This window comes from Rhodococcus rhodochrous (assembly GCF_900187265.1).
Lineage (GTDB): Bacteria > Actinomycetota > Actinomycetes > Mycobacteriales > Mycobacteriaceae > Rhodococcus > Rhodococcus rhodochrous.
Window position 1 is genome coordinate 3913973 of sequence record NZ_LT906450.1, and the last position, 25380, is coordinate 3939352.

Genomic DNA, 25380 nt, shown 5'->3' on the forward strand with positions numbered 1-25380 from the left:
GCTCGTCTCACCAGGCGATCGCGACGGCGAGCACGACCCCGGAGACCCCGAGGGCGACGGCGAGAAAGTAGGCCACCCACGGCACCGGGAGTGCACGTCCGGTGCGCATCGCGTGCTCGACGCGGTGCCAGCGGATCAACGCGAACACCGTGAGCACGGCGGCGAATCCGAGTAGCGCGCACGCCAGCACCGTGCGGAGCCCTTCCGACACGATGCCGCCCGCGAAGGTCTCCAGCGCGACAGCCGCGGCGATGACGCCGAGCGCGGTCCGCACCCACGCGAGGAAGGTGCGCTCGTTGGCCAGCGTGAAACGAGGGTCCGGGTCCGTACCCTCCCGCAGCGCCTTCGGGCGCCAGCCTCCGCTGGTCTCCACGGAGCGGACTCTATCCCCGGACCGATCAACCCACGACGAGATCCGACCCGCGCGCCGTCACGGGACGGGTCTTCAGCGGCCGCTTCGCCGGTCCTTCGATCGGGGCACCGTCGAGGTCGTACCGGCTGCCGTGGCACGGGCAGATGATGCGGTCGCCCTCGACACCGCTGAGATTGCAGCCCTGATGGGTGCAGATCGCGATAAACGCGCGGAAGTCGCCCTCCGCGGGCTGGGTGACGACGAGCCTCTTCGATTCGAGCATGACGCCCCCGCCGACCGGCACGTCCGCGACCGCGGCGACGACCTCCGCGTCGGGTCCGGGAGGCGCCGTCGTGGTCGGTGCGGGCACCGCCGATCGCGCCTCGCCGGTGTCGCCGGACGATCCGCAGGCCGTGAGGGCCGCGCCGGCCGCCACCACACCGGCACCGCCGATGAGAGTGCGGCGCGTGAGCGCCGTGCGGTCGAGATTGTCGCTGCTCATGCACATGTCCGTTCGGGTCGGGATTCGGTTCTCCCGAGCCTATCGACGAACGTCCGGCCGGGCCGCGACCTGCGTCACCCCCCCCGCTCGGTCAGTGACGCAGCGAGGCGAGCAGCGGAAGCCGGCGTCGGCGACGACCGAGTTCGACGAGGGTCTCGCGATCGGTGATCTTGACGCGGGGCCGGCCCTGGGCCCGTCCGGCGCGACGTTCGACGGCGTCGATGGTCTTCCAGCCGTCCAGGTCCACCCGATCGGGCCGGCGCTGTCCGAGCAACCGGTTCAGCGCACGACGGTCGCCGCGGGGATCGGCGAGCGCACCGGAGTCGAAGTCTGCCAGCAGCGCGGCGACGGTCTCCTTCGCGCACCCCTTGTTGGTACCGATGACGCCGCTCGGCCCGCGCTTGGCCCAGCCGGTGACGTAGACGCCGGCGTCCACACGACCACCGGTGTTGGGAACGACCCCGCGGACGTCGTCGAAGGGCACACCCGGCAGCGGAACGCCGCGATAGCCGATCGACCGGAGCACGAGCGTGGCAGGCAGGTCCTCGAACCGGCCGGTGGGACGGGCGGTGAGGCGGCCACCGTCGTCGACGAGTTCGGTGCGTTCGACCCGCACGCCGGTCACGTGGTCGTCGCCGAGCAGTTCGCTCGGCGCGGCGAGATACCGGAAGACGATGCGGCGGTGCCCGGGACGGACGGGCCGTTCGGCGTACTCGCGGGCGAGACGGACACGCAGCGCGGTCGCCGCGTCCTCCTCCACGGCCCGGGCGCTCGCCGGATCGAGTTCGAGGTCCGCGTCGTCGACGACGATATCCACCCCGGTGAGGTCGCCGAGGGCGAGGAACTCCGGGTTGCTGTACGCGGCCTGGGCCGGGCCGCGCCGGCCGAGCAGGACGACCTCCCGGATGTTGCTCTCCCGCAGTGCCCTCAGAGCGTGGTCGGCGATGTCGGTGCGCGCGAGTTCGTCGACGTCCATGGTGAGGATCCGTGCGACGTCGAGGGCGACGTTGCCGTTGCCGACGATGACGGCGCGTTCGCCGGACAGATCGAAGGTGCGGTCGGCGTAGTCGGGGTGGCCGTTGTACCAGGCGACGAACTCGGTGGCGGCGTGGCTGCCGGGCAGATCCTCGCCCGCAATCCCGAGGCGGCGGTCGGACGACGCACCGGTCGCGTAGATCACGGCGTGGTGGTGTTCGAGCAGTTCGGCGTGAGTGATGTCGCGACCGACCTCGGTGGCGAGGTGCAGGGCGAACTCCTCACGCCGGAACGACCATTCGAACGATTCCGTGACCGCCTTGGTCCCCGGATGGTCAGGAGCGACACCGGCGCGCACGAGGCCGAAGGGAGTCGGGAGCCGATCGAACATCTCGACCTCGACGTCGGAGCGTTCGAGGAGTTCCTGGGCGGCGTAGCAGGCCGCGGGGCCGGCGCCGACGATCGCGACCCGCAGCGTTCCGCGATCACGCGGAGGCGCCGGGGTGGGCACGAGGGGCTGCCACCCCTCCGGCGCCGGGTGGTCCTCGTACCAGGCCGCGTTGATCTCGGCGAACCGCTTCTGGGAGGGGTCGAGCTTGTCGTCGGGCAGGATCGCCTCGACCGGGCACGCATCGGCGCAGGCGCCGCAGTCGATGCAGGTCTTCGGATCGATGTGCAACATCTCGGCGGTGGCGAATCCGGGCTCGTCCGGCGAGGGGTGGATGCAGTTCACAGGGCAGACCGCGACGCAGCTCGCGTCGTTGCAGCAGGTCTGGGTGATCACATAGGCCATGGGAAGGGTCCTCGGCAGCCGGGCGGAGCGTCCGCGAATTTCATGTAACGGTCCGTAACAGTTAACTCGACTGTAGCGGCAGTCACCGCGGGTTCGCAAGAGAACCTGCGACCACCCACCGAAGCTGCGAGAATCGCACGATCGGACATCCGACCCGGGGGGACACATGGCCACGTCGACGCCGAGCACCGATCTGCCTCGGACGCGACCGCTGACGGAACTGCCCGAGGAAGCGGATCCCTTCTCCACCGAGCGCACCGTCCGCACCGGCGACGTCGACACGGGCAAGCGACTGCGACTCGACGGCATCGCCCGCTATCTCCAGGACATCGGCACCGACAACCTCGCCGCCGTCGGCGCATCCGAGACCGACCCGCTCTGGATCGTCCGGCGCACGATCGTCGACGTGCACCGCCCCGCCGAGTACGGCCGCACGCTCCGGTTGCGGCGCTGGTGCGATGCCCTGTCGACACGGTGAGCGAACGTGCGGGTCCGCCTCGACGACCCCGACGACGCCCCGGACGGCCCGCTGATCGAGACCGCGGCGTTCTGGATCGACATCGGCCCCACCACCGGCGCTCCCACCCGCATCAGCGACGGCCTGTTCGAGCACATGGCCCGCTACGCGCACGACACACGCCTGAAGTGGACGGCGTGGCTGCCCGGTCGCGCACCCGACGAGGTCGACGACGAACGGGTCTTCCCTCTGCGCGCCACCGATCTCGACCCGTTCGGGCACGTCAACAATGCCGTCTACTGGCACGGCCTCGAGGAACTCCTACCCCTCCGACCGGACGTCCCGGACGCGCCGTACCGGGCGGTGATCGAACACCTGCGCCCCGTCGCCGCCGGCGAGACCCTCACACTGCGGACGACCCTGCGAGAGGACGGACTGACGGTCTGGTTCACGGTCGAGGATCACACTCGCGCGGTCGCGTGGATCGGCCGGAAACCGGACGCTCTACGGTGGACCCCATGACCCGTACCCTGATCTTGCTGCGCCACGGCAAGTCCGCGTACCCGGACGACGTGGACGATCACGAGCGTCCCCTCTCCCCCCGCGGACGCCGCGAGGCCGGACTCGCCGGTCGCTGGATCCGGGCGAACCTGCCCGAGGTGGACGCCGTTCTGTGCTCCACCGCGACCCGGACGCGCAAGACACTCGCCGAGGCCGCCGTGGAGGCTCCTGTCGAGTACCGCGACAGCCTGTACCACGCCGATCCGGAATCCCTGGTCGCCGAGATCCGGGGAACGGCCGACGACGTGCACACCCTGCTCGTCATCGGGCACGAGCCGACCCTCTCCGCGACCGTCCTCGGGCTCATCACGGATCACAGCACCGACGCCGCCCATCAGGTGGCCGAGAAGTTCCCCACCTCCGCGATCGCAGTCCTCACGGTGAGCGGATCGTGGTCCGAGCTGTCGCGGGGCACGGCCGAACTCGTGGACTTCCACATCCCGCGCTGACCCACACCCCGCGCGGAACCGCTGCGAGACGCTCGCGGCGAAGCAACGACGGCGATCACCGTCGAGAACAAATGACGAAGGCCCCGCCCCCGAAGAGAAGAGGGCGGGACCTTCGTCGTCTACTACGGCAGCGAACTACCGGTAGTCGTTGGAGTAACCGTAGTCATCCAGCGGCACTGCAGCGCCGGTGTTCTGGCCGAAGCCGTCCGGCGAGTAGTACTGGTCGTCGTACGCCGGGATGGCGTACGCGGCCGCGCGGGCCTCCTCGGTCGGCTGGACCTCGATGTTCCGGTACTTGTTGATACCGGTACCGGCGGGGATCAGCTTGCCGATGATCACGTTCTCCTTGAGACCGATCAGCTTGTCCGAGCGGCAGTTGATCGCCGCGTCGGTCAGCACGCGAGTGGTCTCCTGGAAGGACGCCGCCGACAGCCACGAGTCGGTGGCCAGCGACGCCTTCGTGATGCCCATGAGGACCGGACGGCCGGCAGCCGGCTCGCCACCCTCCTGGACCACACGGCGGTTCGCAGCCTCGAACTCGCTGCGCTCGACGAGCGAACCGGGCAGGAACTCCGTCGAGCCCGAATCGATGATCGTCACGCGACGCAGCATCTGGCGCACGATGACCTCGATGTGCTTGTCGTGGATCGACACGCCCTGGCTCCGGTAGACCTCCTGGACCTCGTGGACCAGGTGGACCTGAACCTGACGCGGGCCCATCACGCGCAGCACCTCGTGCGGATCGGCAGAGCCCTCGAGGAGCTGCTGACCGACCTCCACGTGATCGCCGTCCGAGAGAACACCCTCGGTGCCGTCGGCCTTGCGGATGACGTGCAGACGCTGACGCTTGGACAGCTTGTCGTACACGACCTCCTCGCCACCGTCGTCGGGGATGATCGTGATCTTGTAGAAACGATCGTCGTCCTCGAGGCGGATGCGGCCGGAGACGTCGGCGATCGGGGCCTTGCCCTTGGGGACGCGGGCCTCGAACAGCTCCTGGACGCGGGGCAGACCACCGGTGATGTCCTCACCGACGCCACCCTGGTGGAAGGTACGCATCGTCAGCTGCGTACCGGGCTCACCGATCGACTGGGCGGCGACGATACCGACGGCCTCGCCGATGTCGACGAGCTTGCCCGTCGCCATCGAACGGCCGTAGCAGGTCGCGCAGACGCCGGTGCCGGTGTCGCAGGTCAGGACCGAGCGGACCTTGACCTTCTGGATACCGGCCTCGAGCAGCGCCTCGATCGCCGGGTCGCCGAGGTCGGAACCACGCTCGACGACGACGTTGCCGTTCGCGTCGACCGCGTCCGTCGCCAGCGTACGGGCGTAGGTGCTGGTCTCGATGTGAGCGTCGCGCACGAGCTCACCGGTCGGCTGACCGGTCGCGTCGCGTGCGAGCTCGGCGATGGTCATCTCGATGCCGCGCGGCGTGCCGCAGTCGACCTCGCGGACGATGACGTCCTGCGAGACGTCGACCAGACGACGGGTCAGGTAACCCGAGTCGGCGGTACGGAGAGCGGTGTCGGCGAGACCCTTACGCGCGCCGTGCGTGTTGATGAAGTACTCGGCGACGGTCAGGCCCTCACGGAAGGAGGACTTGATCGGGCGCGGGATGAACTCGCCCTTCGGGTTCGTCACCAGACCCTTCATGCCCGCGAGCGAGCGGATCTGGGTCATGTTGCCCGCAGCACCGGACTTGACGATCGTGGGGATCGGGTTGTCGTCCGGGTAGTGCGCCTCCATGACCTGACCGACCTCTTCGGTCGCTTCCTGCCACAGCTTGACGAGCGAATCGCGACGCTCGTCCTCCGAGAGCTTTCCTCGGTCGTACTGCCGCTGGATGGCATCGGCCTGCGTCTCGTACCGCTCGAGGATGTCCTTCTTCTCCGGCGGAACGAGCACGTCCGCCATCGAGATGGTGACACCCGAACGCGTGGCCCAGTAGAAGCCGGCGTCCTTGAGCTTGTCGACGGTCTGCGCGACGACGATCATCGGGTACCGCTCGGCCAGGTCGTTGATGATCGCGGCCTGGCGCTTCTTCGGCATGATGTCGTTGACGAACGCGTAGTTCGTCGGCAGCAGCTCGTTGAACAGCACGCGACCGAGGGTGGTCTGCGTGGTCCACGGCTGACCGAACTTCCAGCCCTCCGGGAACAGCTCGCTCTCGACGTCGCGCGGCGGACGCAGCTGGGTCAGGCGCACCTTGATCGGGGCCTGGACCGACAGCACGCCACGGTCGACGGCCATCTGAGCCTCGGCCGGCGACGAGTAGACGCCCTGCTCGGGCTCGTCGGCGGTCGCGGCCCTGTAGGCGCCGGGGGCGTCCTCGACCAGACGGGTCAGGTGGAACAGACCCGTCACCATGTCCAGACGCGGCATGGCCAGCGGGCGGCCCGATGCCGGCGACAGGATGTTGTTCGACGACAGCATCAGGATGCGGGCCTCGGCCTGCGCCTCCGCGGACAGCGGGAGGTGCACGGCCATCTGGTCGCCGTCGAAGTCGGCGTTGAAGGCCTCACACACGAGGGGGTGCAGCTGGATGGCCTTGCCCTCGACGAGCTGCGGCTCGAACGCCTGGATACCGAGGCGGTGCAGCGTGGGAGCACGGTTCAGCAGAACCGGGTGCTCGTTGATGACCTCTTCGAGAACGTCCCACACCTGCGGGCGCTGACGCTCGACCATGCGCTTGGCGGACTTGATGTTCTGCGCGTGGTTGAGGTCGACGAGGCGCTTCATCACGAACGGCTTGAACAGCTCGAGCGCCATGAGCTTCGGCAGACCGCACTGGTGCAGCTTGAGCTGCGGACCGACGACGATGACCGAACGGCCCGAGTAGTCGACGCGCTTACCGAGCAGGTTCTGACGGAAGCGGCCCTGCTTGCCCTTGAGCAGATCGGACAGCGACTTGAGCGGACGGTTACCGGGACCGGTGACCGGCCGGCCACGACGGCCGTTGTCGAACAGGGCGTCGACCGACTCCTGCAGCATCCGCTTCTCGTTGTTGACGATGATCTCGGGGGCACCGAGGTCGATCAGTCGCTTGAGGCGGTTGTTGCGGTTGATGACGCGGCGGTACAGGTCGTTGAGGTCGGAGGTCGCGAAGCGGCCACCGTCGAGCTGCACCATCGGACGCAGTTCCGGCGGGATCACCGGCACGGCGTCGAGCACCATGCCCATGGGCGAGTTGCCGGACTGCTGGAACGCCGCCACGACCTTCAGGCGCTTGAGAGCACGGAGCTTCTTCTGGCCCTTGCCGCTGCGGATGGTCTCGCGCAGCGACTCGGCCTCGGCGTCGATGTCGAAGTTCTCGATGAGCTTCTGGATCGCCTCGGCACCCATGGCACCGGTGAAGTACTCGCCGTAGCGGTCCTGCAGCTCGCGGTAGATCATCTCGTCGACGATCAGATCCTTCGGCTTCAGCTTCGTGAAGGTCGTCCAGATCTCGTCGAGACGGTCGAGCTCGCGCTGCGCACGGTCGCGGAGCTGACGCATCTCGCGCTCGCCGCCGTCCTTGACCTTGCGGCGGACGTCGGACTTGGCGCCCTCGGCCTCGAGTTCGGCGAGGTCGGCTTCGAGCTTCTGCGCACGGGCCTCGAGGTCGGCGTCGCGCTGGTCGGCGACCGCCTTCTTCTCGACCTCCATCTCGGCTTCGAGAGTGGAGAGCTCGTTGTGGCGCAGCTCGTCGTCGACGGACGTGATGACGTACGCGGCGAAGTAGATGATCTTCTCGAGATCCTTCGGCGCGAGGTCGAGCAGGTAGCCGAGGCGGCTCGGCACACCCTTGAAGTACCAGATGTGCGTCACCGGAGCGGCGAGCTCGATGTGGCCCATGCGCTCACGGCGGACCTTGGCGCGGGTCACCTCGACGCCGCAGCGCTCGCAGATGATGCCCTTGAAGCGGACACGCTTGTACTTGCCGCAGTAGCACTCCCAGTCCCGGGTGGGACCGAAGATCTTCTCGCAGAACAAGCCGTCCTTCTCGGGCTTGAGCGTGCGGTAGTTGATGGTCTCCGGCTTCTTGACCTCGCCGTACGACCAGTTACGGATGTCCTCGGCGGTGGCCAGGCCGATCCGGAGTTCATCGAAGAAGTTGACGTCGAGCACGTAACTTCCTTTCCCCTGTGCGGGTTGTATTGCTGCTAGTTGTCGCTATCGCTGCCGGGGCCCGATGCGGTACGCGCCCGGTGGTGTCGGGGTGCGTACCGCATCGGCTCGGCTCCTAGTTCGCGAGGTCGTCGACCGTGGCCGACTCGTTGCGGGAAAGGTTGATGCCCAGGTTGGCGGCCGCCCGCTCGAGGTCCTCGTCGTCGCCGTCGGCCATCGCGATGGCCGCGCCGTCGCTGGAGAGGACCTCCACGTTCAGGCACAGCGACTGGAGTTCCTTGAGGAGCACCTTGAACGACTCGGGGATACCCGGCTCGGGGATGTTCTCGCCCTTGACGATCGCCTCGTAGACCTTGACGCGACCGACAACGTCGTCGGACTTGATCGTGAGCAGTTCCTGGAGGGTGTAGGCGGCGCCGTAGGCCTGCATCGCCCAGCACTCCATCTCACCGAAGCGCTGACCACCGAACTGCGCCTTACCACCGAGCGGCTGCTGCGTGATCATCGAGTACGGACCGGTCGAACGCGCGTGGATCTTGTCGTCGACCAGGTGGTGCAGCTTGATGATGTACATGTAGCCGACCGACACCGGGTACGGGAACGGCTCGCCGGAGCGACCGTCGAACAGCGTCGCCTTGCCGTCGGGGCCGACCATGACCTCACCGTCGCGGTTCGGCAGCGTCGAGGACAGCAGACCCGTCAGCTCCTCCTCGCGGGCACCGTCGAACACCGGCGTGGCGATGTTGGTGTCGGGCTCGGCGGCGAGCATCTCCTCGGAGAGGTTCTGCGCCCACTCGGGACGGCTGCCGTCGTCGGCCACCTGGATCTGCCAGCCGGCCTTGCCGACCCAGCCCAGGTGCGTCTCGAGGACCTGGCCGATATTCATACGACGCGGAACACCGTGGGTGTTCAGGATGATGTCGACCGGGGTGCCGTCGGGCAGGAACGGCATGTCCTCCTGCGGGAGGATCTTGCCGATGACGCCCTTGTTGCCGTGGCGGCCGGCGAGCTTGTCGCCGTCCTGGATCTTGCGCTTCTGCGCCACGTACACGCGGACGAGCTCGTTGACGCCCGGAGGCAGATCGTCGTCGTCCTCGCGCGAGAACACGCGAACACCGATGACCTTGCCGTTCTCACCGTGGGGCACCTTGAGCGAGGTGTCGCGGACCTCGCGCGCCTTCTCACCGAAGATCGCGCGGAGCAGGCGCTCCTCGGGGGTCAGCTCGGTCTCGCCCTTCGGCGTGACCTTGCCGACGAGGATGTCGCCGTCGCGGACCTCGGCACCGATGCGGACGATGCCACGCTCGTCGAGGTCGGCGAGGACCTCGTCGGAGACGTTCGGGATGTCGCGGGTGATCTCCTCGGCACCGAGCTTGGTGTCGCGGGCGTCGATCTCGTGCTCCTCGATGTGGATCGAGGTGAGCACGTCCTCCTCCACGAGGCGCTGCGACAGGATGATCGCGTCCTCGTAGTTGTGGCCCTCCCACGGCATGATCGCCACGAGCAGGTTCTTGCCGAGCGCCATCTCACCGTTCTCGGTGCAGGGGCCGTCGGCGAGGACCTGGCCGGACTCGACGCGCTGTCCCTCGTCCACGATCGGACGCTGGTTCGAGCAGGTGCCCTGGTTCGAACGGTCGAACTTGCGCAGACGGTAGGTCTTGCGGGTTCCGTCGTCGGCCATGACGGTGATGAAGTCGGCGGAGACCTCTTCGATCACGCCGCTCTTCTCGGTGACGATGACGTCGCCGGCGTCGACGGCGGCACGCAGCTCCATGCCGGTACCGACGATCGGCGACTCGCTGCGCACCAGCGGGACGGCCTGACGCTGCATGTTCGCGCCCATGAGGGCACGGTTGGCGTCGTCGTGCTCGAGGAACGGGATCATCGCGGTCGCGACCGACACCATCTGGCGCGGCGAGACGTCCATGTACTCGACCTGGTCGGCAGCGACGTACTCGATCTCCGCGCCCTTCTTACGGACGAGGACACGCTCGTCCGAGAAGCGGCTGTCGGAGCCGATCGGCGAGTTGGCCTGCGCGATGAGGTAGCGGTCCTCCTCGTCGGCCGTGAGGTACTCGACCTCGTCGGTGACGACACCGTCGACGACCTTGCGGTAGGGCGTCTCGATGAAGCCGAACGGGTTGACCCGCGCGTACACCGACAGCGAACCGATCAGGCCGATGTTCGGGCCTTCCGGGGTCTCGATCGGGCACATGCGGCCGTAGTGCGACGGGTGGACGTCGCGGACCTCGAGGCCGGCGCGCTCACGCGACAGACCGCCGGGGCCCAGCGCCGACAGACGACGCTTGTGCGTCAGGCCCGACAGCGGGTTGTTCTGGTCCATGAACTGCGACAGCTGGGAGGTTCCGAAGAACTCCTTGATCGCGGCCACGACCGGACGGATGTTGATCAGGGTCTGCGGCGTGATCGCCTCGACGTCCTGGGTGGTCATGCGCTCACGGACCACGCGCTCCATGCGGGACAGGCCCACGCGGATCTGGTTCTGGATGAGCTCACCGACCGTGCGCAGACGACGGTTGCCGAAGTGGTCGATGTCGTCGACCTCGACGGGAACCTCGACGCCGCCGGGGACGGTCATCTTGTTCTCGCCCGCGTGCAGACGCACGAGGTACTCGATCGTGGCGACGATGTCTTCCTCGGTGAGGGTGGACGCCTCGATCGGCTGACCCGTGTTCAGGCCGAGCTTCTTGTTGATCTTGTAACGACCCACGCGCGCCAGGTCGTAGCGCTTGTCCTTGAAGAAGAGGTTCTCCAGCAGGGTCTGCGCGCTCTCCTTGGTCGGCGGCTCGCCCGGACGGAGCTTGCGGTAGATGTCGAGGAGCGCCTCGTCGGTGCCCGCCGTGTTGTCCTTCTCGAGCGTCGACATCATGATCTCGGAGAACCCGAAACGCTCGACGATCTGCTCGGTGGACCATCCCAGCGCCTTGAGCAGCACGGTGACCGGCTGGCGGCGCTTGCGGTCGATACGCACACCGACGGTGTCGCGCTTGTCGACGTCGAACTCGAGCCAGGCACCGCGGCCCGGGATGACCTTGACGCTGTGCAGGTCCTTCTCGGTGCTCTTGTCGACGGTCTTGTCGAAGTACACGCCCGGCGAACGGACGAGCTGGGACACCACGACACGCTCGGTGCCGTTGATGATGAAGGTGCCCTTGTCGGTCATCATCGGGAAGTCACCCATGAAGACCGTCTGGCTCTTGATCTCGCCGGTGTTGTTGTTGATGAACTCGGCAGTGACGAACAGCGGAGCCGCGTACGTCATGTCCTTGTCCTTGCACTCCTCGACGGAGGCCTTGACCTCGTCGAAACGAGGATCGGAGAAGGACAGGGACATCGAACCCGAGAAGTCCTCGATCGGCGAGAGCTCGTCGAGGATCTCCTCCAGGCCACCGACGACGTGACCGTCGCCGCGCTCGGCAGCCTTCGCGCGCCAGCGCTCCGAGCCGATCAACCATTCGAAGGAATCGGTCTGTAGATCGAGGAGCCCGGGAACTTCGAGGGGTTCGCGAATCTTCGCGAACGACACCCTCGTCGGGGCTCCGGGGATTCCGGCTACTGCCTTGGTCTGGCTAGAGACTGCCAAGATGCGTCCTTCCAGCACCTCACGCGGGCCGCTCCAACCGGTGCGACCGCCGCTGTACCTGCTTCTTCATGTGGGGCGTTTTCGCTGGTCGCAACCCGAACGAGAACCCCACCGACGCACCGAAACGGTCTCGCCCGAAAGGGCGGATTCCGACTCGACGATCAGAAGGTGAACAGGAGGCAGCCAGCGCAAAGAACTAACCTACACCAAAGTAGGCAAAATGTCCACAGGGGTGCCTCAAAGAAACCTGGCAAACGACCTCGAACGGCTCACGATGAAGCCTTCAGTCGAACAGGCGTACCGATAGAGTGACCGCTCGCGTCGCCTGCGTCAAGACTGCGCGTCCGGAACGATCCGCGCGTCGCGGCCGCGGACGCCCCCGGTGAGGGGGCGATCCGCAGCCGTCGTCACCGGTCGCGGATCTCCGAGACCAGCCATCGTCCGTCCGACTTCTCCATCCTCACCAGCAGCGGTGCGGCCGCGCTCCCCTGGGCGATCCCATCGCCGGTGGCGCTGACGTTGATGTAGGCGGCGACCTCGGCGCGGGTGTCGTCGAGCATCGTCGGGCCGATGTGCTCGACCATCACCTCGGTGACCGTGCGGGTGTCGATCGCGGCCTTCTTTGTGACGTCCGCGGTCGAGTCGAACTCCTCGAGCCGCTCCGGGGTCAGCAACTCCCGGATCCGGCCGAAGTCCTCGTCGATGGTGCGGTAGTCGTAGCCGTGCATGGTCTCGATCGCGACCTTCGCGGCCTCGGTGACCTCCCGGGTCTCCGCGGTGTCGACCCACGCGACGTTCGAGACGTCGGCACCGGGACGGAAGGCTGCGACCGCGGCGATCACCGCGAGCACCACCGCCACCGCACCGACGAGAATCACCGGGCGCCACCCACCGGAGGCACGCGACCCGCCGGCCTCACCGGCGGGAGGCTCCGGTGGATCCCCGGGCTCGGTCGCAGTCTCCGCCGGGCTCGCTGCCGGGGACCCGGCCGTGTCGGCGGCCGCCGGCGCGGGCTTCTCCTGCTCGTTCTCCTGGGTCTCCGCCGGTCCGGTACTCCCCTGTTCGGGCGGCGTGATCGTCCGCTCCGTCCGGGACGGGCGTTCGTCCTGCGCCGGGGTCGGGCGTTCGTCCTCTGCAGGGGTCATCCGGGGCGGTCGGGACGTGCCGGCGACCTTCGGCCGACGGCGCGGGGGCCCGCTGGGGCCGGTCTTCCGTCGCTGCGGGGGCACTACACGTTCTCCTTCGTCGACTTGCCGAACATCATGGGCCCGCCTCGCCCTCGGGCGCGGGCGCCCCGGAATCGTCGGGCGCGGGCGCCCCGGAATCGTCGGGCGCGGGCTGCGCGCCGGGATCGGGAGCCGGAGCACCGGGGACCGGGCCCGACTCCATCTCGACGGAGGCGAGCGGCTCGATGGTCTCGGCCTTCCACACGTCGCCGTCCTTGCGCAGCGACACGAGCACCGGGACCTTGTTGGTCACGAAGTACTCGGGGGTCTGGGTGCGCACGGCGAGCACGACGAGCGCCTTACCCAGATCGTCGTCGGTGTTGAGTTCGGTGAGCGTTCCGAACAGCACCTCGGCCGACATGCTGGTGCCGGTCTCCGCGACCCGGGCCCGGATGTCCTCCTCGGTCGCCGCGAGATCGTTGCGCAGGGCGTCGCCGGTGATCGACGACCGCATGTTCTCGATCGACAGGTCGACGTCGTTCGCGTCGACACTGTTCAGGTTGACGGCCGCCTGCATGGCTCCCGAGAGTGCGGCGTCGCGCGCCTCGGCGGCCGAACGGTCCACCAGGAGCGCACGCCCCCAGCCGTAGCCGAACCACACCGCCGCCGCGAGGGCGACGACGGCGAGCACCGAGACGACGGCGAGGGCCGCCCTGCGTGCCCCGCCCGATCCCCGGCCGTCCGCGGGCGAGTTGCCGTCGGCGGATGGGGGCGGGGTGGGCGGAGCGTCGGAGGAAATTGGTGCACTCACTCCACAAACCTACTAACTGCTCACTTCGGGGTGACTCCGAGCAACGGCGCGAGCTGCGTCGCGATCGGATTCAGGTTGAGCTTGTCGGGGTCCTTCTTCGGCTTGAAATCCCAGGGCTGGATCGTGTTCGGATCGGCGAAGACGATGCGGTTCGCGCTGCGCACGCCGGTGACACTGCCCTGCGGCACCTCGCACGAGGCGTTCGTGTTGAACGGGAAGTCCTGCTGGGTCTCGTCGAAGTTCGGATCCTGCGCGCGCATCTGCGCGAGGATCTCCTGCGTCCCCTCGTACCCGATGGTGCACGAAGGCGGGTTGTTGGTCTCGAGCACGATGCCCTGACGCACCGCACCGTCGCCCGGAGCGACCGTACTCGCACTGCCCGCGACGGCGGGAAGGAAGGCCAGCAGCGGCTGCAGGGCGATCGACTGCGGCGCGGCCACTTCCGCCACCGCCGCGAGGTTCGCGAGGTCGGTGGTCAGGCCCGGGCCGGAGCCCTCGATCAGCTGCGAGAGCTGGTCGCTCGCGTCGGTGCCGGTGTCGATCAGGCGCCGCAGATCGGGATCGCTGTCGCGGAGCTGTGCGGTCACCAGGTCCAGATCCGAGCTGAACTGCTGGATCGCCGACGACTGGTCGGACTGCGTGTCGAGCACCGTGAGGCTGTCGCGGATCAGCGTGACGGTCTGCGGCAGGTACTCGGCGCCCTTCTCGCTGAGACCCGCGAGCGCGTCGACGAGCACCTGCAGGTCGTCGCCGCGGCCGTCGAAGGCCGCGCCGAGCTCGGTGACGACGGTGCGCAGCGGCTCGAGCGGAACCGAGTACACGAGGTCGTTCGTGCTCAGCAGCAGGTCCTCGACCGGCGTGGGCAGATCCTCCTCGGTGCCCTCGATGACGGAGCCCTGTTCGAGATAGGGACCCTCGTCGTTCGGCGGCTGCAGATCGACGTACTGCTCACCGATCGCCGACCGGTTCGCCACGACCGGTCGCGCCGACGCCGGGATCTGCGGTCCGCCGTTGTCGAGACGCAGCTCGACGTTGATGCCGTCGTCCGTGAGGCTGAGCGCCCCGACACGGCCCACGGGCACCCCGCGGTAGGTGACCTCGGCGTTCGGGAAGATGCCGCCGCCGGTCGGGAACCGCGCGTCGACGGTGTACTGCCCGAAGCCCATGAGGTTGTCGAGCCGCACGTATCGGGCACCGACGAACACGATGCCGAGCAGCGCGATGATCACGAACAGCGCGAGCTGCACTTTCACCAGGCGCGATCTCACTGCCCACCCCCGAGTCCGAGCTGATTCAGCAAACCTTCCAGCGGCCCCGGCGGCGGGGCCTCGTCACCGTCGGTGCCGGTGTCGGTGTCCGTACCTGCCTCGGTGATCCCCGGGATCTCGATGCCGTCGGGCAGCGACACACCTTCGGGCAGGGTCACGCCGGGCAGACGCGGAGTGGGAAGCACCGGCAGCAACGACACGGTGGGCCAGCCCGGGGCAGGCCCGTTCCCGTCGTAGTAGGGGTTGGACGGGTCGACGAGCGGCTTCGGATTGCCGAATTTCGGCTGGCGGTAGACCGGGTCGCCCTGACCCACACCGAGCGCGGCCAGCGCGTTGCCGATCTGCAGGTCGACGACGAGGAAGAGGTTCACCGAGTTGCCCAGCGCGACCTTCTCGACACCGTCCGGGAAGGGCACGGTGGGAACGAAGGCGAGCGCCTCGACGAGGTCGTCGCCCGACGCCGCGAGTGCCTGGAGGGTCGGGCGCAGCGCCAAAAGGTCGGCGATCAGATCCTCCTTGGACCGATCGAGGACGTCGACACCCGCGGTGCCGAGCCGGTCGAGCTGGCCGAGCAGCTGCGTCAGCTGCGGCCGTTGTTGCTCGAGCACCTCGGTCGCGACCGGCAGTTCGTCGAGCACGGCGGCGATCTTGTCGTTCTGCTCCGCGACCCGCACCGTGAGCTCATCGAGTCCGTCGAGCGCCCGGGTGATGTCGTCGCGTTGTTGTTCGAGACCGGTGATCAGGGTCTCGGCCTGCTCGATGAGGCTGCGCGTGGTTCCCTCGCGGCCGTCGAAGGCCGTCGACAACTCGCTGACGATCGGCGCGAGCTGGCCGACACCGCCACCGTTGAGCAGCAGCGACAGCGCACCGAGCACCGGTTCGAGTTCGGTGGCGTGCCGGGTGCGGTCGAGCGGGATCACGTCGCCGTCGGCGAGCCGGCCCGTCGGGGGCTCGTCCTCCGGAGGCGTGAGCTGCACGAACTTCTCACCGAGCAGACTCGACTGTTCGACGCTCGCGAGCGCGTTCGCCGGCAGGTCGACACTCGAGTCGAGCACGATGCCGACGTCGGCGGTCCACCCGAAATCGGATGCGACCGAAATCGATTCGACGCGCCCGACCGGCACACCGTCGACCTTCACGCTCGACTGCGGAACCAGGTCGAGCACGTCGTCGAACTGGATGGACAGACGGATCGGATCGCTACCCACGTCGGCGCCGCCGGGCAACGGGACGTCGGACAGACCTCCGCACCCCGTGACCGTCACCGCGACCACGCACGCGGCCGCTCCGAAGACACCTGTGCGGCCCATCCTCTTCGCGCCGCTCACCGATCTCCTCCCTGGAGGTCGAGCCGGGGCGAGACCACGCCGGGCACCGTGCCCGGGGTGACCTGCCGCTGGATGTTCTCGCCGCTCAGGACACCGAACGGCAGGATCAGATCCGGGGACCGCTGGTCTTCGGTGATCTGCGTCGCGACGTCGCGGCACCGGTCGATCAACGGCTGCATCTGCCGGCCGAGCTGCTCGAAACGCTCGTCGCCGGGCACGAGATTGCCCAGATCGATGAGCTTGCACACTGCTCCCGCAGGGTCCTGCAGGTCGGGCAGCACGAGCCGCGATGCGAGCACGCCCGCTTCGGCGTCGTACGAGTTGACGAGGTTGCTCACCGCGAGCGGGAGCAGCGTCAGCGAATCCACGAGTTCCTGCCGGCGGTTCGCCAGTGTCTCCGTGATCGGCACGAGTGCGTCGACGTTGTCCTTCACCGCCGCCTGGTTGTCGCGCACGAACGTCGCGACATCGCCGAGCGTGACCGACAGCGTGTTCAGCGCCTCACCGAGGTTCTGCCGCTCCCCCGCCAGGAATCCCGACAGGTCCGAGAGCTGCGCGTTGAACTGGCGTACCTGTTCGTCGTTGGCCGCGAGAGCACTGACGAACAGCTGCAGGTTCTCGATCGTGCCGTAGAGGTCGTCGCGCGACTGGTCGAGCGTGCGCGCGGCGGCCGAAAGGTTCTCGATGCTCTGCCCGAGGGCCTCACCGTTGCCGGCGAGGTTCTCCGCACCGACCTCGACGAAGTCGGTCAGCGCGCCCTCGCGGTTCGCGCCGTCGGGACCGAGCGCGCGGGACAGTTCGTCGATGCTCGCGTAGAGCTCGTCGACCTCCACCGGGGTGGCGGTCCGCTCGCGGTCGATCACCGCACCGCTGCTCATCGTGTCGCCACCGGTGTAGGCGGGGGTGAGCTGCACGTAACGATCGGCGACGACCGACGGGGTGATCTGCACGGCGCGGGCGTCGGCCGGGATGTCGACGCCGCGGTTCACCCGCAGACCGACCTTCACGAGGTCGCCCTGCGGTTCGACGGAGGTCACCTTCCCCACCTCGACGCCGAGCACCCGCACGTCGGAACCCTCGTAGATGCCGACGGCCTTGTCGAAGTAGGCGGTGATCTCGGTGGTGCCCAGTCGGGTGAACATCCACCAGCCCGCTCCGGCCAGGGCCACCGCGACCGCCACGACGGCCGCGATCAGCGCGATGCGCCCGCGATTGCTGCGGGACTCGCCGTTCTCGGCGTGTGCCATCAGTTGCCCCCTTCCAGGCGGCGACCGGGCTCGCGGTAACCGGGGATCTCCGGCAGGCCCGGCGGGGTCAGGTTCACGACGACCTGGTCGAACCACCGGCCGTTGCCGACGACGTTGGTGTAGACGCGCACGAACGGCTCGTACAGTTCCATGGCCCGATCGAGGTTGTCGTTGTTCTCCTGGAGGATGTCGACGACGCCGCGCAACTGCTGCAGGGCGGGACCGATGGTCTCGCGGTTCTCCTCGACGAGCCCGGAGAGCTCGGCCGACAACCGCTTGGTGCCGTCGAGCAACTGCGAGATCGCCTCCTGCCGGTTGTTCAGTTCCGCGACGAGCAGCGCACCGTCGGAGAGCAACCGGTTGAACTCGGCGTTGCGGTCGGCGAGCACCTTCGAGACGTTGCCGGTCGCGTCGAGGAGCTTCTTCAGCTCCTGGTCACGACTCGCGACCGTCTCGGACAGGCGGCTGATGCCGTCGAGCGAGGCCCGGATGTCGTCGGGTGTCTCCGAGAAGGCCTCCGACAGGGTCTGGAAGCCGGTTGCGAGCTGCTCGGAGTCGATCTCGCCGAGGGTCGTGGCCGCCGACGAGAACGCCTCGATCACGTCGTACGGCGCGACGGTCCGGTCGAGCGGGATCCGGTCGTCCGGGTCGAGCACCTCCCCTCCCCGCGGCTCGAGCGCCAGATACTTCTGCCCGAGGATCGTCTTGATCTGGATGGAGGCCGCCGTGTCGTCCCCGACCCAGGCGTCCTGGACCTTGAACGAGACGATCACGCGGTCGCCCTCGAGGTCGACTCCGGTGACCTTGCCGACCTTCACGCCGGCGATGCGCACCTCGTTGGTGGGTTTGAGACCTGCGGCCTCACTGAACTCGGCCTTGTAGGTCGCGCCTGCCCCGATGATGGGCAGTTCGTCGAGAAAGAAGGCGGACAGTGTCCCCAGCAGCACCACGACGATGCCCAGGGCACCGGCGGCGGCCGGACTGCGACGTTTGCTCATCGTCCCTGCAACTCCTGCATCCCCTCCTGCGAGCAACGCTTCGCCGCATTCGTGTAGATGGGTTGGTTCACGGTGGGCAGCCCCGTCGGCAGATTCAGATACGGGACCGAACCGGGACCTGCGACGACGTCGATACCGCACAGGTAGAACTGGAACCACGACCCGTAGCTGGCCACGCGCCCGAGCTTGTCGAGCTTGACCGGCAACGTCTCGAGGACGCGGTCGACCTCGTCGCGGTTCGCGTTGAGATTCGAGGTGACCTGTTCGAGCGCCGTGATCGACTGCGCGATCGACGGGCGGGTGGGCTCGAGGACGTCGGAGACCGCGTCCGTCAGCCCGGCCATCGACGCGACCGCCGAACCGACGGTCTCCCGGTCGGCCGACAATCCGCTGACGAGTGCCTGCGTGTTGACCAGCAGCGAATCGAGCTGCTCGTCGCGCTGGTCGATCGTGGCCAGGACCGTGTTGAGGTTGTCGATCACCGCACCGATCACGCGATCCTTGTCGGCGATGGTGTTGGTCAGCGACGCGGTGCTGCGCACCAGATCGTCGATCGTCCCGGCCTCACCCTGGAAGACCTGGATGATCTGGAACGAGAGCTTGTTGACGTCGTCGGCGCTCAACGTCTGGAACAACGGACGGAAGCCGTCGAAGAGCGTCGTGAGGTTCACCGCCGGCTTCGTGCGCTCGATCGGGATCGTGTCGCCGCCCGTGATCTTCTCGCCCTGCGCGCCCTCACCCTGACCGAGCGCGATGTAGCGCTGGCCGACGAGATTGCGGAACCGGATGGTCGCGGTGGCTCCGGCCGGGAGCCAGTCGCGCTCCTCGAGCGAGAAGGTGACCCGCGCCTGCCGTTCGTCGAAGACCGAGATCTCCTCGACCTGTCCCACGCGGACACCCGCGATGCGGATGTCGTCGCCCTTGTTGAGGGAGGTGACGTCGGAGAAGATCGCGTGGAACTTCGTTCCTCCCCCACCACCGACACTGGCGATGGTCGCGGCGAGGACACCGGTCGCGAGGATGGTGACCACGGCGAACACGATGAGTTTGATCAGGGGTGCTGCCAGACCTCTCACTGGAAGCTCACCTCCGTACCGCGGATCGCCGGAGCCCCGAGCCGGGTGGTCCAGGACGGGACCTCCTCGGGGTCGACGCCGGTGGCCTGCCCGTAGATCACGTCGAGCGTGTCCTGTTCCAGACGCGAGCCCGCGTACGAGACGGGAGTGGCGCCGCCGTCCGAGGTGCCGATGATCTCGCCGACGTCGTCGGGGACACCGGACCCTGCCGGGGCAGGGAAGAAATCGATGGTCTCGGGGCCGGGATTACGCGACGGCACCTGGTACGAACCGTCGTTGACCGAACCGCCCGGATACTGCGGGAAGTTGCGGCCCGGAGCGGTCACGTCGTTGTAGCAGGCCGGTCCGCGATCGTCGAGCAGACGCGGTTCGTCCTGGTTCGGCAGGTAGCGGCCCTTGGGGTTGGTGAACTGGATGTTCGCACGCACACCCGGGAACGGGTCGTCGGCTGCGAGCAGGTCGACAGCGGCCGGCTTCGCGTCGGCGAATCCCTTGAAGGTGCAGGGGAAGGACGGCGAGTAACGGGCGAGCAGCTGCAGCGCCTCCTTCGAATCGGCGGACAGCGTGATGATCGAGTTCGAGTTCTGCTCGATGAAATCGGCCGTCTGCGACGACGCTCCCGTCGCGCTCGCGAGCAGCGTGCGGATCTGGTTCTGCTGTTCGACGACCGTGCCACCCGTCGTGCGCAGGTTGTTCAGCGCCTCGACGAGCTCCGGTGCAGCCTCGGAGTAGGTCTGCGAGAAGTCGGCGAGTCCGCGCAGATCCTCCTGCAGCGTGGGCAGTTCGACGTTCACCTCACGGAAGATCCGTTCCAGATCGTCGACCGTCCGTCCCAGCTTCTCGCCGCGTCCGCTCAGTCCCTGGGCGAGGGCGCCGAGCGTGTTGGCGAGGTCCTGCGGCGGGACGGCCTCGAGGAGTGGGAGCAGCCCGTCGAGCACATCGCCGAGCTCGACGGTGCGCTCGCTCGTGTCCTGCACCAGCACATCGCCGTTCGTGACGGGACGGCCCGGATCGTCGGGGATGATCAGCGAGACGTAGCGCTCACCGAAGAGGGTCTTCGGCAGCAGCTGTGCCGTGGCGTTGACCGGGATCAGTTCGGCCTTGTCGGGGTCGAGAGCGAGATGTGCGGTGACGTCGCCGCCTTCCGCGCTCGTTCCGCGGACCTCGCCGACGAGCACACCGCGCGCCTTGACGTCGGCGTTGAGCGGCAGGGCGTTGCCGATGCTGTCGGTGCGGAGGTCGACCTTCACGACCTTCGTGAACGTCTTGTTGTACATCGCGATCGTGACGTACAGGAACAGCGCCAGCACCACGAAGAAGATCAGTCCCAGGGTGCGGCGACGCACGGGCGAAGTGGTCGTGTCGCTCATCCGGCCACCCTCACCGTGGTCGTCGTGCCCCAGATCGCGAGGCTGAGGAAGAAGTCGAGGATCGCGATCGTCACGATCGCGGTACGCACCGCGCGGCCCACGGCCACACCGACGCCGGCAGGGCCGCCGCTGGCGTGGAAACCGTAGTAGCAGTGGATGAGGATGACCACGAACGCGAAGACGAGCACCTTCGCGAACGAATACAGCACGTCCTCCGGTGGGAGGAACAGATAGAAGTAGTGGTCGTACGAGCCGCTCGACTGGCCGTTGAACAGCGTGCTGATCGTGCGGGTCGCGAGATAGGCCGCGAGGAGACCGATGATGTACAGCGGGATCACGGCGACGAAGCCGGCGATCATCCGGGAGGTCACCAGGAACGGCAGCGACGGCACGGCCATCACCTCGAGGGCGTCGATCTCCTCGCTGATCCTCATGGCGCCGAGCTGCGCCGTGAAGCCGCAGCCCACGGTCGCCGACAACGCGAGCGCTGCGACGATCGGGGCCAGCTCGCGGGTGTTGACGTAGGCCGAGAGGAAGCCGGTGAGCACCGACGAGCCGAGCTGCTCGAGCGCGGCGTAACCCTGCAGACCCACGACGACGCCGGTGAAGCCGGACATCATCGCGATGACGCCGATGGTGCCACCGATCACGGCGAGCGCACCGCTGCCGAAGGTGACCTCGGCGAGCAACCGCAGGACTTCCTTGCGGTAGTGGGTGAGGGTTCGCGGGGTCCACGCGACGGCGCGCGCGTAGAAGGACATCTGGTCCCCCGCGCGGTCGAGCACGTTCAGCGGTGCGCGCACCGCTCGGCGACCCCGGAGAAGAACGAGATCTCCGCGGCCTCTGGAGACTGTCATCTGGTCAGGATCCCTTCGCAGGAACGATCTGCAGGTACACCATCGTCAGGATCAGGTTCGCGAAGAAGAGCAGCAGGAACGTGATGACGACGGTCTGGTTCACGGCCTCCCCCACGCCCTTCGGACCCGCACCGGGGTGCAGTCCCTTGTAGGACGCGACGACTCCGGCGATCAACCCGAAGATCGCAGCCTTGAGTTCGGCGACGTAGAGGTCGGGTAGCTGTGCCAGGGCGGAGAAGGAGGCGAGGTAGGCGCCGGGGGTACCGCCCTGCAGCACGACGTTGAAGAAGTACCCGCCGGCGATGCCGATCACGGAGACGAGACCGTTGAGCAGGAGCGCGACGAGCACCATCGCCAGTACTCGCGGGACGACGAGTCGCTGGATGGGATTGATACCCAGCACCTCCATCGCGTCGATCTCCTCGCGGATCGTCCGCGATCCGAGGTCGGCCGTGACCGCGGAGCCGGCTGCACCGGCGATCAGCAGGGCCGTCACGATCGGACTGCCCTGCTGGATGACCGCCAGGACGCTCGCGGCGCCGGTGAACGATTCAGCGCCGAGCTGTTTGATCAGCGACCCGGTCTGCAGCGAGACGACGGCACCGAACGGGATCGCGACGAGCGCCGTCGGAAGAATCGTGACGCTGGCGATGAACCACGCCTGTTCGATGAATTCCCGGAACTGGAACGGTCGGCGGAAGGTGTTCCGCACGACGTCGACGAACAGTTCGACGATGTTGCCGGCCTGGGTGAGTGCGCCGTGAACCGGCCGCACGAGCGAGCTGCCCGCCCCCATCTACTCTCCTACTTCTCCAGCCTGCGGCTGTACTACCACTGACGTTGTACGACTGCTGCGGCTGTTGCTACTTCGGGGCCTGCTCGTATCCCTCTCCGGTGTAGGCGGGAATGATCTGGGTGTCGTCGTCGGCGTATCCACGGGAGGTCTGGGGCGCGCCGGTGTGATCGAGCGACTCGAGGATGGCGCTCTGGGCGGCCGGGGGCAGAGTATGCAGGATCGACCGCACCCGCTCCTGCCGACGCGCCACCGCCTGCCGCTCCGGCATCCCCGGAGTCGCCTGCATCTGCGGCACGATCCCCTCGACATCCTCCACACCACCGGCATGATGACCCGCATCGACGAGCGCCTGCTCGTGCGCCATCGTCGCCTCGTCCTTCTCCTCCGACATCCCGATCGGACCGATCATCGTGCCGTTGAGGAACTGCTTGACCACCGGCTCGTCCGAAGTCAGCAACACTTCGCGCGGACCGAACATCACCAACTGCCGACGGAACAACATGCCGATGTTGTCCGGCACCGTGCGCGCCAGATTGATGTTGTGCGACACGATCAGGATCGTCGCATCGATCTCCGCGTTGATGTCGATCAACGTCTGCGAAATGTAGGTGGTGCGCACCGGATCGAGACCCGAATCCGGCTCGTCCACCAGAATGATCTCCGGATCGAGCACCAACGCCCGCGCCAGGCCGGCGCGCTTGCGCATACCCCCGGAGATCTCACCGGGCAGCTTGTCCTCGGCGCCGAGCAGACCGACGAGCTCGAGCTTGCTCATCACGATCTGCCGGATCTCCGACTCGGACTTCTTGGTGTGCTCGCGCAGCGGGAAGGCGACATTGTCGTAGAGGTTCATCGATCCGAACAACGCACCGTCCTGGAACAGCACCCCGAACAGCTTGCGGATCTCGTAGAGCTCCTTGCTCGAGCACTGCAGGATGTCGGTGCCGTCGATGACGATCGAGCCCTCCTCCGGGCGCAGCAGACCGATCAGCGACTTGAGGAACACCGACTTACCGGTACCCGACGGACCGAGCAACGCACTGACCTCGCCGGCTGGCAGCGTCAACGTCACGTCCTGCCAGATACGTTGCGAGCCGAAGGACTTGGTCAGCCCCTCGACGGAAACCTCGACTCCCACGATTACCTCCGCTGTCCGATACCGTCGCCCCCGTGTGGGTTGGGCCACTCTATCGCATGGATAGTGGTACCTGTGACAAGCGATCCTACTCATGAGTAAGGACCTCGTACAAGGGGGTCCGCATATCTCGACTTACGCCGTGACCTGCATGAACACCGTGCGGAATCGGATTCCTCCGATATCGGACATAACGCTCGCAATTCTCGTCCGAAAATGCAGAAGGGCCGTTTCCGCGAAATGAATTCGCGGAAACGGCCCTGTGCGGAACCGTCCCGGAGAGCGTCGGAACGCTCGACGGAAAGTTCGGAAACCGTCTTACTTGACGGTGACCTTGGCGCCGGCCTCTTCGAGCTTGGCCTTGGCAGCGTCGGCAGCGTCCTTGGCGACCTTCTCGAGGATCGGCTTCGGAGCACCCTCGACGAGGTCCTTGGCTTCCTTCAGGCCCAGGCCGGAGACGATCTCGCGAACGACCTTGATGACCTGGATCTTCTTCTCGCCGGCACCCTCGAGGATGACGTCGAACTCGTCCTGCTCGGACTCGGCCTCGGCAGCAGCGGCCGGAGCACCGGCGGCAGCGACGGCAACCGGAGCAGCAGCGGTGACCTCGAAGGTCTCCTCGAATGCCTTAACGAACTCCGAGAGCTCGAGCAGGGTCAGTTCCTTGAACGCGTCGAGCAGCTCTTCGGTGGTGAGCTTCGCCATGGTGGCGGTCCTTCCTGATAAGTCCCATGTCGCTGATCCGCGACCGGATGGGATGGTGCGTGCCGGAGCACGCGTGGATGTATCTTTCGCGGTGATGCGGATTCGCGGTGATGCGGATCAGCGTCAGGCGGCTTCTTCGCCCGCCTTCTTCTCCTGCAGAGCGGCCGCGAGGCGGGCCACCTGAGAAGCAGGGGCGTTGAACAGGCCTGCGGCCTTTGCCAAGTTGCCCTTCATCGCGCCGGCAAGCTTGGCCAACAGCACCTCGCGGGACTCGAGGTCCGCGATCTGGTTGACCTGCTCCACGGACAGCGCAGCGCCGTCCATGTAGCCGCCCTTGATGACGAGAGCCTTGTTGTCCTTCGCGAAGTTCTTCAGAGCCTTCGCAGCGTCCACCGCTTCGCCCTTGACGAACGCGATGGCGGTCGGACCGACGAACAGGTCGTCGAGACCCTCGACGCCCGCCTCAGCGGCGGCACGCTTGACCAGGGTGTTCTTGGCGACGGAGTAGGTGGCACCCTCTCCGAGAGCGCGACGCAGCTCGGTCAGACTTCCCACCGACAGACCACGGTATTCCGTGACCACGGCAGCGGTGGAGGTCTTGAACTGCTCGGTGATCTCCGCAACTGCGGAAACCTTCTCGGGCTTTGCCATACTTCGCCTCCTCTCAGTAACAGTCGTTTTCCCGGTGTCCCGAGTGGGACGCCCCACCGGACGACCGCCGGGACCGGAAAACGACGAACGCCCCGGCGCAGGGCACACGGGGCGTAAAAGGAGGAGGAACTCGAATGCACCCGAAAAGGCACATCGCGGCTCACATCTCCCC

At 67.4% G+C, this 25380-nt stretch carries 19 protein-coding genes and 1 pseudogene; 2 read left to right on the forward strand and 18 right to left on the reverse strand.

Going from position 1 to position 25380, the window contains the following annotated elements; all coding sequences use genetic code 11:
* Positions 1 to 7 precede the first annotated feature (7 nt).
* The 3 genes from CKW34_RS17825 to CKW34_RS17835 all read right to left on the reverse strand — a co-directional run bounded on the left by CKW34_RS17825 (position 8) and on the right by CKW34_RS17835 (position 2622).
* Entirely contained in the window at positions 8 to 373 is a 366-nt protein-coding gene (locus CKW34_RS17825; protein WP_059383300.1) for a YidH family protein, read from the reverse strand.
* A 25-nt stretch (positions 374 to 398) separates the two neighbouring features.
* Positions 399 to 854: a Rieske (2Fe-2S) protein gene (locus tag CKW34_RS17830; protein WP_059383301.1), complete on the reverse strand. Its 456-nt coding sequence runs from the start codon at positions 852 to 854 to the stop codon at positions 399 to 401.
* Positions 855 to 945: 91 nt separating this feature from the next.
* On the reverse strand, positions 946 to 2622 hold the full coding sequence (locus tag CKW34_RS17835; RefSeq protein ID WP_059383302.1) for an FAD-dependent oxidoreductase: 1677 nt from the start codon (positions 2620 to 2622) through the stop codon (positions 946 to 948).
* A gap of 166 nt (positions 2623 to 2788) precedes the next feature.
* Here CKW34_RS17835 and CKW34_RS24925 point away from each other — a divergent pair.
* Positions 2789 to 3601: pseudogene (locus CKW34_RS24925) on the forward strand (acyl-[acyl-carrier-protein] thioesterase).
* A complete protein-coding gene (locus tag CKW34_RS17845; protein ID WP_059383303.1) occupies positions 3598 to 4089 on the forward strand; it encodes a SixA phosphatase family protein in 492 nt (163 codons plus the stop codon). Before CKW34_RS24925 ends, CKW34_RS17845 begins: the two are co-directional and overlap by 4 nt.
* Positions 4090 to 4224: 135 nt before the next feature.
* On the opposite strand, the gene CKW34_RS17850 is transcribed toward CKW34_RS17845, so the two are convergent.
* The 15 genes from CKW34_RS17850 to rplJ form a co-directional block, all read right to left on the reverse strand.
* Positions 4225 to 8196, reverse strand: coding sequence for a DNA-directed RNA polymerase subunit beta' (locus CKW34_RS17850; RefSeq protein WP_059383304.1), 3972 nt, complete (start codon positions 8194 to 8196; stop codon positions 4225 to 4227).
* A 115-nt stretch (positions 8197 to 8311) separates the two neighbouring features.
* Positions 8312 to 11818: a DNA-directed RNA polymerase subunit beta gene (rpoB, locus tag CKW34_RS17855; protein WP_059383305.1), complete on the reverse strand. Its 3507-nt coding sequence runs from the start codon at positions 11816 to 11818 to the stop codon at positions 8312 to 8314.
* Between the two features lie 389 nt (positions 11819 to 12207).
* On the reverse strand, positions 12208 to 13029 hold the full coding sequence (locus CKW34_RS17860) for a hypothetical protein (protein WP_059383306.1): 822 nt from the start codon (positions 13027 to 13029) through the stop codon (positions 12208 to 12210).
* A 31-nt stretch (positions 13030 to 13060) separates the two neighbouring features.
* The gene (locus CKW34_RS17865) at positions 13061 to 13657 is read right to left on the reverse strand and encodes a hypothetical protein (protein WP_059383307.1); all 597 of its coding nucleotides are present in this window, start codon (positions 13655 to 13657) and stop codon (positions 13061 to 13063) included.
* A 140-nt stretch (positions 13658 to 13797) separates the two neighbouring features.
* On the reverse strand, positions 13798 to 15045 hold the full coding sequence (locus CKW34_RS17870; RefSeq protein WP_059383308.1) for an MCE family protein: 1248 nt from the start codon (positions 15043 to 15045) through the stop codon (positions 13798 to 13800).
* Positions 15042 to 16355: an MCE family protein gene (locus CKW34_RS17875; protein WP_059383309.1), complete on the reverse strand. Its 1314-nt coding sequence runs from the start codon at positions 16353 to 16355 to the stop codon at positions 15042 to 15044. The genes CKW34_RS17870 and CKW34_RS17875 overlap by 4 nt, the downstream gene beginning before the upstream one ends.
* Positions 16356 to 16369: 14 nt before the next feature.
* Positions 16370 to 17620: an MCE family protein gene (locus CKW34_RS17880; protein WP_059383310.1), complete on the reverse strand. Its 1251-nt coding sequence runs from the start codon at positions 17618 to 17620 to the stop codon at positions 16370 to 16372.
* Positions 17620 to 18618, reverse strand: a complete 999-nt coding sequence (locus CKW34_RS17885) for an MCE family protein (RefSeq protein ID WP_059383311.1) — start codon at positions 18616 to 18618, stop codon at positions 17620 to 17622. Before CKW34_RS17885 ends, CKW34_RS17880 begins: the two co-directional genes overlap by 1 nt.
* Positions 18615 to 19694, reverse strand: coding sequence for an MCE family protein (locus CKW34_RS17890; RefSeq protein WP_059383312.1), 1080 nt, complete (start codon positions 19692 to 19694; stop codon positions 18615 to 18617). Before CKW34_RS17890 ends, CKW34_RS17885 begins: the two co-directional genes overlap by 4 nt.
* Positions 19691 to 21064 carry an MCE family protein gene (locus CKW34_RS17895; RefSeq protein ID WP_059383313.1) on the reverse strand — a complete coding sequence of 458 codons (1374 nt, stop codon included), beginning with the start codon at positions 21062 to 21064 and terminating at the stop codon, positions 19691 to 19693. The genes CKW34_RS17890 and CKW34_RS17895 overlap by 4 nt, the downstream gene beginning before the upstream one ends.
* Positions 21061 to 21921, reverse strand: coding sequence for an MlaE family ABC transporter permease (locus CKW34_RS17900; protein WP_024101684.1), 861 nt, complete (start codon positions 21919 to 21921; stop codon positions 21061 to 21063). The genes CKW34_RS17895 and CKW34_RS17900 overlap by 4 nt, the downstream gene beginning before the upstream one ends.
* Before the next feature lie 4 nt (positions 21922 to 21925).
* A complete protein-coding gene (locus tag CKW34_RS17905; protein WP_006552286.1) occupies positions 21926 to 22717 on the reverse strand; it encodes an MlaE family ABC transporter permease in 792 nt (263 codons plus the stop codon).
* A 67-nt stretch (positions 22718 to 22784) separates the two neighbouring features.
* The gene (locus tag CKW34_RS17910; RefSeq protein ID WP_059383412.1) at positions 22785 to 23858 is read right to left on the reverse strand and encodes an ABC transporter ATP-binding protein; all 1074 of its coding nucleotides are present in this window, start codon (positions 23856 to 23858) and stop codon (positions 22785 to 22787) included.
* Between the two features lie 312 nt (positions 23859 to 24170).
* Positions 24171 to 24557 (reverse strand): 50S ribosomal protein L7/L12, encoded by a 387-nt coding sequence (rplL, locus tag CKW34_RS17915; RefSeq protein ID WP_024101686.1) that lies wholly within the window; start codon positions 24555 to 24557, stop codon positions 24171 to 24173.
* Between the two features lie 123 nt (positions 24558 to 24680).
* Positions 24681 to 25208, reverse strand: coding sequence for a 50S ribosomal protein L10 (rplJ, locus tag CKW34_RS17920; protein WP_059383314.1), 528 nt, complete (start codon positions 25206 to 25208; stop codon positions 24681 to 24683).
* Positions 25209 to 25380: the final 172 nt, after the last annotated feature.